General features: G+C 67.6%; 13 protein-coding genes. 6 read left to right on the forward strand and 7 right to left on the reverse strand.

Annotated elements, in window-relative coordinates:
* Positions 1 to 476: 476 nt before the first annotated feature.
* Positions 477 to 1,649, forward strand: coding sequence for an ATP-binding protein (locus tag AC1MFI_RS14195; RefSeq protein WP_479817681.1), 1,173 nt, complete (start codon positions 477 to 479; stop codon positions 1,647 to 1,649).
* Between the two features lie 485 nt (positions 1,650 to 2,134).
* Here AC1MFI_RS14195 and AC1MFI_RS14200 read toward each other — a convergent pair whose 3' ends face one another.
* The 4 genes from AC1MFI_RS14200 to AC1MFI_RS14215 all read right to left on the reverse strand — a co-directional run bounded on the left by AC1MFI_RS14200 (position 2,135) and on the right by AC1MFI_RS14215 (position 6,938).
* Positions 2,135 to 2,335 (reverse strand): hypothetical protein, encoded by a 201-nt coding sequence (locus AC1MFI_RS14200; RefSeq protein ID WP_479817683.1) that lies wholly within the window; start codon positions 2,333 to 2,335, stop codon positions 2,135 to 2,137.
* 265 nt (positions 2,336 to 2,600) lie between these two features.
* Positions 2,601 to 3,485, reverse strand: coding sequence for an NAD-dependent epimerase/dehydratase family protein (locus tag AC1MFI_RS14205; protein ID WP_479817684.1), 885 nt, complete (start codon positions 3,483 to 3,485; stop codon positions 2,601 to 2,603).
* 77 nt (positions 3,486 to 3,562) lie between these two features.
* Positions 3,563 to 4,393 carry an oxidoreductase gene (locus tag AC1MFI_RS14210; protein ID WP_479817686.1) on the reverse strand — a complete coding sequence of 277 codons (831 nt, stop codon included), beginning with the start codon at positions 4,391 to 4,393 and terminating at the stop codon, positions 3,563 to 3,565.
* A 157-nt stretch (positions 4,394 to 4,550) separates the two neighbouring features.
* Positions 4,551 to 6,938, reverse strand: coding sequence for an ATP-binding cassette domain-containing protein (locus AC1MFI_RS14215; RefSeq protein WP_479817687.1), 2,388 nt, complete (start codon positions 6,936 to 6,938; stop codon positions 4,551 to 4,553).
* A gap of 163 nt (positions 6,939 to 7,101) precedes the next feature.
* On the opposite strand from AC1MFI_RS14215, the gene AC1MFI_RS14220 reads away from it, so the two are divergent.
* A complete protein-coding gene (locus tag AC1MFI_RS14220) occupies positions 7,102 to 7,758 on the forward strand; it encodes a peptide deformylase (protein WP_479817688.1) in 657 nt (218 codons plus the stop codon).
* Between the two features lie 19 nt (positions 7,759 to 7,777).
* Here the strand turns inward: AC1MFI_RS14220 and AC1MFI_RS14225 are convergent, their stop codons facing one another.
* Complete coding sequence (locus tag AC1MFI_RS14225; protein WP_479817690.1) at positions 7,778 to 9,820, reverse strand: S9 family peptidase; 2,043 nt, start codon at positions 9,818 to 9,820, stop codon at positions 7,778 to 7,780.
* A 68-nt stretch (positions 9,821 to 9,888) separates the two neighbouring features.
* On the opposite strand from AC1MFI_RS14225, the gene AC1MFI_RS14230 reads away from it, so the two are divergent.
* From AC1MFI_RS14230 to AC1MFI_RS14245, 4 genes are all read left to right on the forward strand, one after another.
* Positions 9,889 to 10,728: a putative RNA methyltransferase gene (locus AC1MFI_RS14230; RefSeq protein WP_479817691.1), complete on the forward strand. Its 840-nt coding sequence runs from the start codon at positions 9,889 to 9,891 to the stop codon at positions 10,726 to 10,728.
* Between the two features lie 134 nt (positions 10,729 to 10,862).
* Positions 10,863 to 11,354, forward strand: coding sequence for an NfeD family protein (locus tag AC1MFI_RS14235; protein WP_479817692.1), 492 nt, complete (start codon positions 10,863 to 10,865; stop codon positions 11,352 to 11,354).
* 72 nt (positions 11,355 to 11,426) lie between these two features.
* Complete coding sequence (locus AC1MFI_RS14240; RefSeq protein ID WP_400484029.1) at positions 11,427 to 12,359, forward strand: SPFH domain-containing protein; 933 nt, start codon at positions 11,427 to 11,429, stop codon at positions 12,357 to 12,359.
* Positions 12,360 to 12,575: 216 nt separating this feature from the next.
* On the forward strand, positions 12,576 to 12,923 hold the full coding sequence (locus tag AC1MFI_RS14245; RefSeq protein ID WP_043445375.1) for an RNA polymerase-binding protein RbpA: 348 nt from the start codon (positions 12,576 to 12,578) through the stop codon (positions 12,921 to 12,923).
* 70 nt (positions 12,924 to 12,993) lie between these two features.
* Here the strand turns inward: AC1MFI_RS14245 and AC1MFI_RS14250 are convergent, their stop codons facing one another.
* Positions 12,994 to 13,716 carry a polyprenol monophosphomannose synthase gene (locus AC1MFI_RS14250; RefSeq protein WP_479817694.1) on the reverse strand — a complete coding sequence of 241 codons (723 nt, stop codon included), beginning with the start codon at positions 13,714 to 13,716 and terminating at the stop codon, positions 12,994 to 12,996.
* Between the two features lie 454 nt (positions 13,717 to 14,170).
* Positions 14,171 to 15,811, reverse strand: coding sequence for an amidohydrolase (locus tag AC1MFI_RS14255; RefSeq protein ID WP_479817695.1), 1,641 nt, complete (start codon positions 15,809 to 15,811; stop codon positions 14,171 to 14,173).
* Positions 15,812 to 15,844: the final 33 nt, after the last annotated feature.

Genomic DNA, 15,844 nt, shown 5'->3' on the forward strand with positions numbered 1-15,844 from the left:
GGCCCCTACGCCGGCCCTTCGGAAAACGGCGTCTTCGTCGCTGTGGATGTATCAGTGCAGACCAGTTCCAACATGCTCAACTCGGATCTCATCGAGAGCTTCGACATTGACGCCGGTTCGTTCACCGCTATCGGGCCAGACGGTGTCACATCGAATGTCAGTCCGTATACGGTGGCTTCGCTTTCTTGTCTAAGTGAGGCCGAGTCGTTGCCCACAACCATAGGACCGGGTGCGAACGCGAGGGGCAAGGTCTTGTTGGACCTGCAGAGCCCTTCGGGGACGTTGATCCTTGAGGAATGGTGGACGGACAGTGCCTGGGAGTGGAATTACCCGGGTAAATCCCGAGTGTGAGTGTTATCACTGTGTGCTCACGTCCTGATCGTTCCCAGCGATGGCGCCCGATCGAGGGGTGCGAATGGTTTACGAAGGTCTAGCGGGTTATACAACTTTTCTTATAACGCTGTAGCTTCTTGTACATGCATTTGGAACTGAACCCCTACAACCCTGGGTCCGGGCTACCGCCCCGCGTCATGGGAGGTCGGCAGCAGGAGATCGACGCGTTCGACCTCATCGTCGCGCGAACCAAACGGGACCTGCCGAACCGCGGAATGGTGCTGTCGGGGCTTCGTGGTGTCGGCAAGACCGTCCTCCTCAACTATCTCCGAGCCCATGGGGACAATCAGGGCTGGTTCACTATCTGGCTCGAGGGTAAGCCTGAGGCGCAGGGCTTCACCGAGGTCCGCGAGAAGTTCGCGCGGGAACTTACCTCCGCTGCCCGCCGGTACAACGGGCCCTCCGGCACGGACCGATTACGAGAGGCTCTCGGGACTATCGAGTCCTTCAACCTCGCCCTGGGTGTGCCCGGAATCAAAGCCGAAATCAGCACGGCCCCCGCCCGTGCCAACTCCGGCACGATCGACATCGACCTCGAGGAGCTCGTCGAGGACGTTTCCCTCGCCCTCAAGGCGGACAGGAGTGCCTTCGCGATCTTCATCGACGAGATGCAGGACCTCGACCAGGAACTGCTCTCCGCGCTCATCACCGTTCAGCATGCAGCGGGCCAACGCGGCTGGCCGTTCTACATCATTGGTGCCGGCTTACCCAATCTTCCTACCACCCTCAGCGAAGCCCGTACCTACGCCGAAAGGCTCTTCAGCTACCGCACCATAGGTCCCCTCGCTGACGCAGATGCGCAATATGCCCTGACAAGACCGGCGGAAGAGATGGGAGCAGAGTTCTCCCACGCCGCACTCGACGTCCTGCTGGATGCCTCCGGCCGATACCCCTACTTCATCCAGGAGTTCGGCAAAGCGATCTGGGACGCAGCTCCGAGCACACCCTTCACCGAGGAGGACGCCGAGGTGGCGGTGTCCATCGGCCGGAGCCAACTCGACGCCGGTTTCTTCTCCTCCCGCTGGGGACGCGCAACACGTAAGGAACGCGGGTACCTCAGGGCGATGGCACACGATGGTGACGCCGGATCCAGTACCAGCCGGATCGCCGAACGACTGGGCGTCAAAGTGACCGCCCTCGGCCCCGCTCGAGCACAACTGATCAACAAGGGCATCATCTACTCCCCCGAGTATGGTCGAGTCGCCTTCACCGTTCCAGGCATGTCCGCCTTCATCCTCCGGCAACAGGACGACTGACGTCCCGGGCGACGATCGGATGCGCCCGCGGTGCCCTGTGGATGTATGCACCGCACTGAGCGCTGAGGACCCAGGGGAAGAAGGGGCCTCAGCGCCACCAGACCTGCCGTCGGGACCGAACCGACTCACCTGTGAGCGCAGCCTGTTGCATGAGGAGGGACGGATCGTGGTCCTAGCTCCCCTCGGCAAGGCCGTAAAGGTCGGGACCGCCCTGCACACGGTCACTCATCCGCTGGAGGTATTCGGCGATCGCGAGCTCATCGTCGCTCAGCCGGGCTAGATGAATCCGTTCCTGAACACCCATCTGCTGCCGGCCATGCTGCCTCGCAGGAAGAAGCCTTCGACGTTGCCGCCCTCCCCGCCGCAACATGCCGGAACGTCGTCGCAACGGGTTCGCCGGCGTCGTCGAGGTACTGCAGCTCGGCGTCGTTGATCTCTTCCCGGTGGCCCCTGATCAGGAGGCGGTTCGCGCGGATCCACGGGAACTACTGTTGCTCGGCGAAATCGTAGACACCCAGCCGGTCGCCGAAATCGAAACGCGCGGACAGTTGATCCGCGGTGTCGGTGGCCTCCTCTCGGGGGTCCCCCCCACGATCGGGCCCTTGCATGAGCGGCGATCGGAATCTCGCCGCCGTGATGGACACGTCGTCGAACCCTACGCCGAGAGCACGAAGCATGATGCTCACCGTGTGACAGTCATGGCACTGCGCGACCACCACCTGACTGATGTCTCCGAGTCCACGAACGACGGCGAAGTGCCGGCCACGAGGTCGAAGGAAGGATTCACTCCTCGATCCGCTCCCGACGATCCCGGACCGGATGCTCTCCCTCGGACCACCCGCGGTACCACTGAATGCCTTCACAGTGCTTCCTTGCAGGACGTGATCCGTATCCCTCGGATGCTGCTGGCGCCCCACGAGCCGGGATGTCAAGGATCGCGTCCTGCGGGGCTCAGGTCCTGAGCGCGTGTCCGTCCGCATCGAGGTAGTCGCGCCAGGAACGCTTGGGCTTCCAGCCGAGCATCTTCCGGGCCTTCGCGCTGGAGATGCCGGAAGCATCGGGGCGGTCGAGCTCGCGCAGTTCGATGGCGTCCCCGTAGTACTTCGCCAGGATCTCGGCGAAGTCGTACCCACCGACGTTGTCCGGGGACGCGATGTAGAACACCTCGTGTCCGGGCAGGTCCGATTCGGTGGCCAGCACGATGGCGTCGGCGAGATCATAGACGTCGATGTAGCTCCACAGGTTCGCGCTCAGCACGGACGCGTCACGGACCTGCGGTCCGAGGTTGTGCTCGTAGTTCCCCTCGAACTGGACCCAGCTGGGACGGATGGTGATGCACTGGAGATCCGATCGGGCGATCGCGGCGTCCATGAGCTGCTCGCCGAAGTGCTTCGAGAGGGCGTACGGGTCCTGCGGGTGGATCGGATGGTCCTCGTCCACGGGTGCGTAGTCGGGAAGGAAGTCCCGCTCGGGGAAGAAGAATCCGGGGACGGTCTCGCTGGAGATGTTGACGAAGCGCTTCACCCCGAAGCGTATGGCCGCCTCGAGCACGTTGAACGTGGCCATGAGGTTGGTCTGGAACACCACGTGTGGCGGATTACCGGTCGGTTCGGGGATAGCGGCGATGTGGACGACGGCGTCCACATCACGGACGACGGCGTAGGCCGCGCCGGCGTCCGTCAGGTCGGCCATCATGTACGGGAGCGTACCCTCGGGCTTGCGCTCGAAGCCGGGTCGCGTGAGGTCCGTGGTGCGGACATCGTGACCTGCCTCCCTCATCGCCTGCGTCACTGCACGTCCCACCTTGCCGTGGGCTCCGGTGATCAGGACCTTCATGGTGTCTCCTTCGAGTCGGGAGCGCTGACCCAGTTCTCGGGCAGCGCGGGATGGAGCGATGGAATCCGGTGGGACTCCTAAGCGTCGACGTCGGTGCTCTCGCCAAGAGGGCGCCAGGTTTGCAGCGAGTCGAGCTGCGCCCGAAGGACCTCGGTATGGGCATCGATCGCGTCGGAACCGAGTACGAGGACTTCCGGCGTGTCAGTGGATTCCACCGCGGTGATGATCGCTGCGGCGGCCTTGGCCGGATCCCCGGGCTGGGTGCCGTGGGTGGTGTCGTTCTCCTTCCGCCGCTTCCCGGCGGTCTCCGCGTAGTCGCCGATGGCCTCCGAGGACTGGTGGAGTGACCGGCCGGAGAAGTCGGTCCTGAAGCCGCCGGGCTCGACGACCATCGCCGTGATACCCAGGGGTTCCAGCTCCTTGCGGAGTGATCCGGTGAGTCCTTCGACGGCAGCCTTGACGGCCGCGTAGTAGCCGGAGCCGGCAGGGGTGATCTTCGCGCCGATCGATGACAGGTTCACGACGGTGCCGGAACGGCGGGCGCGCATCTGGGGCAGGACCGCCTTGATGAGGTCGACGGATCCGAAGAAGTGCGTGTCGAAGAGCGTCCGGACGTCCTCGACGTCACCCTCCTCGACCGCGGCGCGGTATCCGTAGCCGGCGTTGTTCACCAGGATATCGATGCCGCCGAACACCTCGGTTCCACGCTCGATCGCCGTTCGCGCCTGGTCACTGACAGTGACATCGAGTGAAAGGGCCAGCGCCGTGTCGGGGTAGGCGTCCGCGAGGTCGCTCACGCTCGCTACGTCGCGCGCCGTGACGACCGCGGAATCGCCGCGCTCGAGGACAGCTTCTGCGAGCGCGCGCCCCAGGCCGGTCGAGCAGCCGGTGATCAGCCAGGTGTTCATGGTGTCTCCTCCACATGCCGGCGCCCTACCGGCCTCGACACCAGTCAACGCCATCGATGCCCCTTTCAGCCAAACCGACGCGTAACCAGCGACATGACCCGGTCGGTGGTCCGTCATGCAAGGGGTGCAGATGCAAGGGGTGCGGCCGACCCTGTGATCAGGCCCCGACGTACTCCGCCAGGTGCCGGCCGGTCAGCGTGGACCGGGACGCGACGAGTTCCGCCGGCGTTCCCTCGAAGACGATCTTCCCGCCGTCATGGCCGGCTCCGGGTCCGACGTCGATGATCCAGTCGGCGTGCGCCATGACGGCCTGGTGATGCTCGATCACGATGACGGACTTCCCGGCGTCGACGAGCCGGTCCAGGAGACCGAGCAGGTTCTCCACGTCGGCGAGGTGGAGCCCGGCGGTCGGCTCGTCGAGCACGAGGACCCCGCCCTTCTCCCCCATGTGCGTGGCGAGCTTGAGTCGCTGCCGCTCGCCGCCGGACAGCGTCGTCAGGGGCTGTCCGAGGCTGAGGTACCCGAGTCCGACGTCGGACAGTCTGGCGAGGATCGCGTGCGCGGCCGGCACCTTCGTGTCGCCCGATCCGAAGAACCCGGCTGCCTCGGTGACGGGCATCGCCAGTACCTCGCTGATGTCCTTGCCGCCGAACCTGTACTCGAGCACTTCGGCCAGGAACCGCCTGCCGCCGCAGACCTCGCACGTCGTGGCGACGCCCGCCATCATCGCGAGGTCCGTGAAGATGACTCCGGCGCCGTTGCAGGTGGGGCACGCGCCCTCCGAGTTGGCGCTGAACAGGGCTGGCTTGACGCCGTTGGCCTTCGCGAAGGCTTTCCTGATCGGCTCGAGCATGCCGGTGTAGGTCGCCGGGTTGCTGCGGCGCGAGCCCCTGATCGCGGTCTGGCCCACCGCGACGACGCCCTCCCGACGTGACACCGAGCCGTGGATCAGGGAGCTCTTGCCGGATCCGGCCACTCCCGTGACCACGCAGAGGACGCCGAGCGGGACGTCGACGTCGACGTCCCGCACGTTGTGGCACGTCGCTGCCCTGACCTCCAGCGACCCGTGGCGCGGACGCACCGTCCCCTTGAGAACCGCGCGGTCGCCGAGATGGCGGCCCGTCAGGGTGCCGCTGTGACGCAGGCCATCGACCGTGCCTTCGAAGCACACCGTGCCTCCCGCGGTCCCGGCACCCGGTCCGAGGTCGACGACGTGATCGGCGATCTCGATCATTTCGGGCTTGTGCTCGACCACGAGCACGGTGTTGCCTTTGTCCCGCAGGCGCCGCAGCAGGTCGTTCATGCGCTGGATGTCGTGCGGGTGGAGCCCGATAGTCGGTTCGTCGAAGACGTAGGTGATGTCGGTCAAGGAGGACCCGAGGTGGCGGATCATCTTGGTCCGCTGGGATTCGCCCCCGGACAGGGTGCCGGACGGGCGGTCGAGGCTCAGGTAGCCGAGCCCGATCTCGACGAACGAGTCGAGGGTCTCCCCCAGGGCCTTCAGCAGGGGTGCGACCGAAGGCTCCGCCAGGCCCCGTACCCAGACGGCGAGGTCGCTGATCTGCAGTGCGCACGCGTCGGCGATGCTGAGACCGTTGATCTTCGAGGACCTGGCCGCCTCGCTCAGGCGCGTCCCTTCGCACGACGGGCAGGTGGTGAAGGTGACGGCGCGGTCCACGAACGCGCGGATGTGCGGCTGCATCGCCTCGCGGTCCTTGGACAGCATCGACTTCTGGATCTTCGGCACCAAACCTTCGTACGTGATGTTGATGCCGTCGACCTTGATCTTGGTCGGTTCCTTGTACAGCAGGTCCTGCAGCTCGCGCTCGGTGAACTCCCGGATGGGCTTGTCCGCGTCGAAGAAACCGCAGCCTCCGAAGATCCTGCCGTACCAGCCGTCCATGCTGTAGCCGGGGATGGTCAGCGCTCCGGCGTTGAGCGACCTGGTGTCGTCGTAGAGCTGCGTGAGATCCATGTCGGTCACGGATCCCATGCCCTCGCAGCGCGGGCACATGCCGCCGGTCACGGTGAAGCTGCGCCGCTCCTTGACCGTGGTGCCGCCACGCTCCAGGGTGACGGCACCTGCCCCGCTGATGGAGGCGACGTTGAAGGAGTAGGCCTGGGGGGAACCGATCCGGGGCTGCCCGAGGCGGGAGAAGACGATCCTGAGCATGGCGTTGACGTCGGTCGCCGTACCCACGGTCGACCGCGGATTGGCGCCCATCCGCTCCTGGTCCACGATGATCGCGGTGGTGAGCCCTTCGAGGACATCCACCTCGGGCCGGGCGAGCGTCGGCATGAAACCCTGCAGGAAAGCGCTGTACGTCTCATTGATCATGCGCTGCGACTCGGCGGCGATCGTGTCGAAGACCAGTGAGCTCTTGCCGGACCCCGAGACTCCCGTGAACACCGACAGCCGTCGCTTGGGGAGGTCGATCGTGACGTCCTTCAGGTTGTTCTCACGTGCACCCCTGACCCGGATCAGGTCGTGGCTGTCGGCTTCGTGCTGTGCTGCCTGCTGGGTGTCCGTCGCGGCGGTGGTCATCGTGTCTCCATCCCTCGGGCCACCTCCGTGGCTTCCGTCTCGCTGGCTCGGGCCGCGACGGGAAAGCACCGCCCGCACAGCACGTCTGATTGTCCGTCGTCGCGGGGCCTCCGGCAATGCCACGCACACCTGTCCCTGTCCGCATGTGTGGTTTCCTGTACGGATGAGTGCCGATGCTTCAAGCAACCATGCCCGGGCAGCGCTGACGCCGGACGCCGTCGTGGAAAGGGTGGAGGGCATCCTGTCCGCGGACCTGCCGTCGATCGTGGCCGCCGGTGATCCCGTCCTCCGTTGGCCCGCACAGGATTTCGACGGACAGCTCGACGACGACACCCTGGGGCGGCTCATCGCCGCGATGCGTCGGGTCATGCACGCCGCCCCCGGCGTCGGCCTCGCCGCGCCGCAGATCGGTATCCCCCTCCGCATCGCCGTCCTCGAGGACCAGGGCGTTCCCGATCCGGCGGTGGCCGAAGCCCGCTACCGCACCCCCCTGCCCTTCACCGTGATCATCAATCCCCGCTACGAAGCCGCCTCCGACACCGTCGACGCGTTCTACGAGGGCTGCCTCTCCGTGCCTGGCTACCAGGCCGTCGTCGAACGCCACCACAGCATCACGGCCACCTACACGCAGCCGAACGGCATCGCCGTCACGGCGGACTTCGAGGGCTGGCCTGCCCGGATCGTCCAACACGAGACCGACCACCTGAACGGCACGCTGTATCTGGACAAGGCGATCCTGCGCTCCCTGAGCTCCGACGCGGAGCACGGGCGGTGGTCGCAACCGACCGTCGACGAAGCGCGGCGGGGCCTCGGCTTCTGAGCCCCGCCGCGCGGCGCTCCTACTCGACGGCGGAAGCGGACGGGTTCGCCTCGGTCGGCAGGTACTTCGCCCACCAGCGCAGGATGTGGTCGAAGCGCTGCCTGCGGTGCCACGGCGAGCCCGATCTCGACAGTTCGTGCGTCTCGCCGGGGAAGACGAGCATCTCCGTCTCCACGCCCTGCTTCTTCAGCGCCGTGTAGTACCGCTGCGCCTGTTCGAGGGGGCAGCGCAGGTCCTCCTCCGAGTGGATGACGAACGCCGGGGTCCGCACGCTCCCGATCTTCGCGAAGGGGTTCTGTTCCTCGACGTGCGCCGGGTCCGTCCCCGTGTACTGCTCGGAGAAGAACCAGCCGATATCGGACGAGCCAACGAACGACGGCGGGTCCAGATAGCCCCGCTCGACGATCGCCGCCTGGAAGCGGTGGTCGTGGGCGATCGTCCAGGCCGTCAGGTACCCGCCGTAGGACCCGCCCATCACTCCGAGCCGCTCGCTGTCCATGCCGCCGAAGTCGTCGAGCGCGCCCTCGAGGAAGGCGAGGACGTCGTCGAGGTCGACGGTTCCCATCGCTTCCTTGATGACCCGTCCGTGGGCCTGCCCGTAGCCGGCGGCTCCGCGCGGGTTGCACAGCAGCACCGCGTATCCTGCCGCGGCGTACACCTGGGCCTCGTCGAAATACCCCCAGCCGTACTGGGCGAAGGGTCCGCCGTGGATGACGAGCAGGACCGGATGCGGTCCGTCGCCCTCGGGCAGGACGACCCAGCCGTGCACGGGCGTGCCGTCCGGCGCCCTGTAGCTGCGCTCCTGCAGGTCACCGATGCGCGTCTCGGTGCGCAGGGCGGCGGAGAAATCGGACAGCGGACGCAGCGAGGTACCGTCGACGACGGCGACGTCCCCCGACGTCGTGGGATCCGTGAAGGACACGACGACGGCGCCTCCGGAGGACGCGGCGCCCGTCACCACGGTGGGCCCCGTGACCAGGGTGTCGGTCTCCCCTGCCGCCGAGACGCGGAGCAGCTCGCCCATGCCGCGGGCGCGGTTGAAGACGAGGACGGATTCAGGACCGTCCGCGAGGATCTCCTGGACGTCACCGAAGTCAACGGTCTCCGGGTCGCTCAGGCGCCGTACGTCCTGCGGGTCGTCCAGCGGGAGTGCGTACAGGGCGGTGTTGCGCGCGACGAAATCCAGGCCCGAGGGCGAGAGGTCCGAGGCCAGGAAGAACAGCCACGCTCCGTCGGCGCTCGGCCGTGGCGCACCGCAGCCCAGCCGCGTGTCCCCGGCCTGGTTCGTCAGCCGGTGGCTGTCGCTGCCGTCGAGGGCGATCGAGTGGATGTCGGACACGAGGGTCGCGTCCGCGTCGGGCCCGAGGGCCGCGGTGAAGAGGATGCGTCGGCCGTCCGCCGAGAAAACCGGCTCGAGGTGATCTGCATCCGCCGTCGTGAGCTGCACTGCCGCCGGCACGGCTCCCTGCTCCTCGAGGGCGCCCGGGCCCTCCGGCTGCTCCTGCTTGAGCCGGCCGACGGCCGTGATGTAAGGCTCCGCCTCGAGGTCCGGCACAGCCACCGTGAACAGCTGCGAGCGCTTGTCCGTCGTGTAGCCGAGGCCGTTCATCCGGTACTTGTACTGCGTGATGAGGCGCGGGTCCTCGAGGCCGGCACCGACGCCGTCGAGCGTCCCGTAGCGGCCGTGCTCGGGTACCCGGGCCGCGAAGACGATCGTCCGCGAGTCGGGCGAGACGTCGAAGCGCGCGACGCCGAGCGGCTGGTCGGTCACCTGGACCGGCTCACCGCCCGAAGCGCGCACCACGAACAGCTGGGGCTTGCCGCCCGGGGCCGCCCGGAGGAACAGGAGCAGCTCGCCGTCGGGCGAATACCGCGGAGCGGTGTCGCGGAAGCCGCGCGTGAGGCGACGTCGCCCGCCGTCGAGCGTGACCTCCCACAGTTGGCCGACATACGAGTCGGCGCGGAGATCGGGCCGGGTCGCGGCGACGACGAGGCGGGAGCCGTCCGGGTGCAGTGTCGGGGCGCCCGTGGTGGTCAGGAGTTCGATCTGGTCTGGTTTCACCCTCCGACTAGACCCGAAATAGTGGCCTGAGTCAACGGTGCCCGGCAACTACTCCCTAGGATGGGTGGATGCCCGCACTCCCCCGCCAGCTCCTGCTCTGTCCTGTCTGCGGGCAACCCCTGGACCACACCGGCCGAACACTGGCATGCGGGCGCGGGCACCGCTTCGACGCCGCGCGCCAGGGCTACTTCAATCTGCTGACAGGGAAGGGATCGCCCTTCGACGGCGATTCGGCCGAGATGGTGGACGCGCGGGAGTCCTTCCTCGGATCGGGACACTACGAGCCCCTGCGGGAGGCGGTGGTCGACGCCGTAGTGCGGCACGCAGACGCGCCCGCCGTCGTGCTCGACGCCGGCGCGGGCACGGGCTACTACCTGCAGGGGCTGGTCGAGAGGCTCCCGGAGGTCCTTCCCCTCGCGATCGACGTCTCCAAGGTGGCGCTGCGGCGTGCGGCACGCCGGATGCCCGACTGCATCAGCCTCGTCTGGGATCTCTGGCGTCCACTCCCTCTCGCCGACGGCTCGGTGGATGTCCTCCTGAACGTTTTCGCTCCCCGTAATCCCGAGGAATTCCTGCGGGTGCTCGCACCCGGTGGATGCGTGGTCGCGGTGACGCCTCGTCCCGGGCACCTCTCCGGTCTCGAGGCGGTGGGGCCCCTGCTGTCCGTCCCGGCGCAGAAAGCCGACGACGTCCTGGCGTCTTTCGGCGGCCGGCTGGTGGAGACCGCCCGCGAGGAGCTCGACTATGCCATGGTGCTGCCACTCGACCTCGCCCGCTCGGCCCTGGTCATGGGCCCTGCAGCACGCCACGCCCCTGCTCCCGTCGGCACGACGGCGGAGGACCGGTCCCTCGCGCCGTTGGAGGTGGCTGCGCGCTTCACCGTCCAGGTGCTGTCGGCGCGATCCTAGCCGGGGCCGCCGGACGGCACGGAAGGATAACAACTCGGGGCGGCGGCCGCGCGGCCCTAGGTTATGTCGGTGCCGTTTGCCATCATGGGGAGCAAGCGGCGCCTCATGCGGCGCGGACATGGAGGGGATGCCCGATGGAATGGTTGCTTGCGAACGGTTGGGTCCTGTGGCTCGTCCTGTTCCTGGGGTTGGCCGCCGTGGAGACCCTCACCCTCGACCTGTTCTTCATCATGCTCTCGGTCGGAGCGCTGGCCGCCCTGGTGGCGACACTCGCCGGCGCGGGGCCGGCCGTCCAGATCGTCGTCTTCGCGGTGGTGTCCCTGCTCATGATCCTGCTCATCCGGCCCGTGGCGGTCCGGCACCTGCAGAAGGGGCCGGCGGATCAGCTGAACAACATCGACCGCCTCGTCGGGGCGGCAGCCCTCGCCCTCGAGCCCGTCACGGCGCACTCCGGGACGGTCAAGATCGGCGGCGACACCTGGACGGCACGCTCTGCGGACGGCGCGGCGCTGCCCGCCGGCGCCCGGCTGTCCGTCACGAGGATCGACGGCGCGACCGCCCTCGTCGGACCCGTCGCAGCACCTCCCGCCGACCGGCCCGTTCCTCTTCCTCCTCAGGAGCCGTAGCCGCGCACCCACCGCTTTCCGCGCCCCGGCCGTCCATCGGCGGAGCGTACCCACCACACACAAAGGGGATCCATGAACGGCTCTGCTGGAACGATCGGGCTAACCCTGGTCCTGATAGTCCTGATCATCTTCGTCCTGGTCGTACTCGTGAAGTCCGTCAGGATCATCCCGCAGGCGCGCGCAGGCGTCGTCGAACGGCTCGGCAAGTACCAGCGGACGCTGAACCCCGGCCTGACGATCCTGATCCCGTTCGTCGACAGGCTCCTGCCGTTGCTCGACCTGCGCGAGCAGGTCGTCTCCTTCCCACCGCAGCCCGTCATCACGGAGGACAACCTCGTGGTGTCCATCGACACGGTGGTCTACTTCCAGGTCACCGACCCCCGTGCCGCGACCTACGAGATCGCCAACTACATCCAGGCCGTCGAGCAGCTCACCACGACCACCCTGCGGAACGTGGTCGGTGGATTGAACCTGGAGGAGGCCCTGACCTCGCGCGACCAGATCAACGGTCAGCTCCGTGGGGTCCTCGACGAAGCCACGGGCCGCTGGGGTATCAGGGTGGGCCGGGTGGAGCTCAAAGCCATCGATCCTCCCCACTCCATCCAGGACTCCATGGAGAAGCAGATGCGTGCGGAACGCGACCGCCGTGCCGCGATCCTCACCGCCGAGGGCACCAAGCAGTCGCAGATCCTCACCGCGGAAGGCCAGCGCCAGGCCGCCATCCTCGCCGCCGAAGGCGATGCCAAGGCAGCGATCCTTCGTGCGGACGGCGAGGCCCAGGCGATCCACAAGGTGTTCGACGCCATCCACAAGGGCAATCCGACGCAGAAGCTGCTCGCCTACCAGTACCTGCAGACCCTTCCCAAGCTTGCGGAGGGCTCGGCGAACAAACTGTGGATCATCCCGAGCGAGGTCGGCGAGGCGCTGAAGGGCATCGGCAACGTGCTCGGCACCACGACTCCGGACTCACCGTCCGATGGTCCCGAGATGGTCACGCGCACCTGACGACGCCCGCGCGCGTCGCTCCGGCCGATCTGTATACTTAGGTGTTTACCCGTCCGCAGGAACATCCCTGCAGCGTGCGGTGTTATAGACAGAGCCTTCCTCTCGCCCTCGGGTGACAGATACAGGGTGCGTCGGCGGCACGCCTGGCACTCTCGGTGAACAACAGCGGCAACGGTCCCCCGGCAGACGAGGGGCCACGGTGACTAGGAGAAGAACATGAGCGATCGCAGCCTGCGGGGCATGCGCCTCGGTGCGCAGTCGATGGAAACGGAATCCGGTGTCGAGCCGGCTCCCCGGCAGCGGGTCGAGTACCGTTGCGAGGACGGCGAGCGGGTCTTCGTGACCTTCTCGTCCGAGGCCGACATCCCGGCGACCTGGGTCTCCAAGACCGGCAAGGAAGCACTCCTGGTCGACGGCGAGAAGCCCGACACCTCGAACGACAAGCCCGTGCGTACCCACTGGGACATGCTCCTCGAGCGCCGCTCCGTCGAGGAGCTGGAGCAGATCCTGCAGGACCGCCTGACGATCCTGCGGGAGCGCCGCGGAGAGCGCCGCTCGGCCTGAACCCGATCCAGGACCTACGAAGAAGGCACCCGCCGCGGCGGGTGCCTTCTTCGTTCTCGGACCGAAGCGGTCAGCGTCCGGTCAGCTTCTTCCACCGCGCAGCCAGGCCCCAGCGGGTCACATTGGCGATCGCCTCAAGAACGATGTTCCCGCTCATCTTCGACACCCCGAGCTCCCGCTCCACGAAGGTGATGGGCACCTCGACGATCGTCAGCCCGAGGCGGGCGACCCTGAAGGTCATGTCGACCTGGAAGCCGTAACCGACGGACTCGACCGCCGAGAGGTCGAGTGCTTCCAGGGTGGAGCGGCGGAAGGCGCGGTAGCCGGCCGTGATGTCCCGCACCGGCAGCCCGAGCATGAGCCGTGAATAGGTGCTGCCCCCGCGGGAGAGCACCTTGCGGTGCGCCGGCCAGTTCACCACACCGCCTCCGGGAACCCAGCGGCTGCCGATCACGAGGTCGGCCCGATCCACGGCGTCCAGCAGGCTCTGCAGCTGCTCCGGCCTGTGGGAGCCGTCGGCGTCCATCTCCACCAGCACGTCGTAGTCGCGCTCGAGCGCCCACCGGAACCCGGCGATGTACGCCGCTCCCAGTCCTTCCTTGCCGGTCCGGTGCAGGACGTGCACCTGGTTGTCGGCAGCAGCGGCCCGATCGGCGAAGTCGCCCGTTCCGTCGGGGCTGTTGTCATCGACGATGAGGACGTCCGAGGCCGGTACCGCAGCCCGCAGCCGGGCAAGGGTCAGCGGGAGTGACTCGATCTCGTTGTAGGTGGGGATGATCGTGACGACTCGCACGCAGGTGGACCTTTCCGTCAGGGAGCGCATAGCGCAGGGACTGCTCCGCACGCGGAGCCAGTCTGCAGTATAGGCGAACGGTCAGGGTGCCGCGCGGGAAGGCCCGACGGGACGGTAGGGGACGGCCGGGGACGGGCACTCGGGCAGATCCACACATCTTCGTACCGATGCCCGCACGCGTGCCGACATCGTTTTCTACTGATGTGTGAACCTGCCCTTGATGAGTACTGACTCCCTATGGATGGGCAACACGCGCCATTCGTAAGGCCGATGCGTTGCGCTTTCGGAGACCAGCCAGGTTTGCTCCCTCAGGAGTTCCTCTAACCCGTAGGGCAAAAGCTTACGTGCTGTGGAGGAGGTGTCAACAGGGCCCTGACCTGCGGAGACGTGCTTCGGTGCAGGTCAGGGTGCGGTCGATTTCCACAAAGAAAATCCTGCCGAGCGGGGCCGCGGCCTACGCTGCGGAGAAGCCGTCAGCGACGTACAGCCGGTGTCCGTCGTGCACCGTCTCGAGACACAGGGGGGCGTTCTCCGTGTCGAGAGCGGGCAGCAGGGGCGTACCGGCGCGGGGATCCGTACTCCAGGACTGGACCCGGTTGTCAGGCGTCTGGACCATCAGTTCGTCGACCTTCCAGACGGCGAATGACGCTGGGGTACCCGGCGCCAACTGACCCATCATGGGGCTGCGGCCCGAGAGCCGCCAGCTCGCCCTGGTGTGCGCTATGAAAGCAGCCCGGGCGGAGATGGTCTCCGCCGCGTTGCTGTGCTGGAGGCATGCACGGACGGACGCCCAGGGATCGAGCGGCGTCACAGGGCTGTCCGATCCGAGCGCCACGAGGACCCCCGCGGACAGGAAGGAGGCGAAGCGGTTCATCCCGATGCTCCGCTCCCCCAGCCGCTGGTCGTACAGGCCGCCTTCGGCACCCCACAGGGCGTCGAAGGCAGGCTGTCCGCTGACGGCCACGCCGTAGTGCACGAGAGCCGCTATGGCGGCGTCGTCGGCGAGTTCCACGTGTTCGAGGCGGTGGCGTGAGCGGCGCACCTCCTCCACGCCCAGCTCCCGGGCAGCGGCCTCGAGGCCGTTCAGGACGACGTCGAGACCGGCGTCGCCGATGACGTGGAACCCGGCCTGGACCGTCTCGGCGGTGGTGGCGACGAGGTGGGTGGCGACGTCGTCCTCGCTCAGGTAGATGCTCCCGCGGTTGCCTGGATCGTCGCTGTACGGCTCGCGGAGAGCCGCTGTGCGGGACCCGATGGACCCGTCCACGTTCAGGTCACCGGCGAGACCCGCGAGCCGCCCTCCGAAGCCCCGCATGGCGGAGCGCACTTCCTCCCGCGAGGCAGCGAGCTGGGCCCAGTACGGGATGACCTCCGGCAAGGGCAGCTCGGACAGCGGACCGTCGATCGACAGCAGCGTCTCGAGGTCCTCCCGCGGCGCGATATGGGGGGCGGCCATCTCGGTCAGCGCGACGTAGCCCCGTGAAGCGGCGTGGAGCAGGGCGGCCTGCTGGTAGTTGCGCCGCTGTGCCGGGTCGAGGCTGCGGGTGGCCTGTCGGGCCGCTTCGTGCGCCGCGCGGACCACGAAGCCGTCGTCCCAGCCGTCGATGCCCGCGAGGCCGAGGCCGGCCGCCAGGCTACCCGAGACCACCGCGGAGTGGATATCGGCCCGGACGAGGTAGACGAGCGCACCGTTGCCGGCCTGGTCGAGCTCCGCGGCCGTCGGCACGCGCTTCTCCGGCCAGGACGACTCGTCCCAGCCGAAACCGAGCACGGTGGGGGCCCCCGAGGACGCCGCAGCCGCCACGGCGTCCAGGAGCCCTCCCAGTGAGCGGCACGCCGTCAGGTCGATCGAGCCGAGGGCGATCCCCGTCTCGGTGGTGTGCGTGTGGGCGTCCACGAAGCCGGGCGTGACCAGCGCGCCGTCCAGGTCCACGGTGCGCACTCCCGGTCCCGTGAGGTTGGCCGCGGCGTGCTCCGTACCCACCCATGCCACGGTTCCGCCGTCGACGAGCATGGCGGTTGCGAAGGGATCGGCAGGGCTGTAGACGGAGCCGTTGCGGTACAGGACGGGCAGGGGGCGTTCAGTGCTGGGCATGGGGAGGCAGGGAGACTTTCTGTGACCGAAATG

The organism is Arthrobacter sp. BC5 (assembly GCF_056680255.1).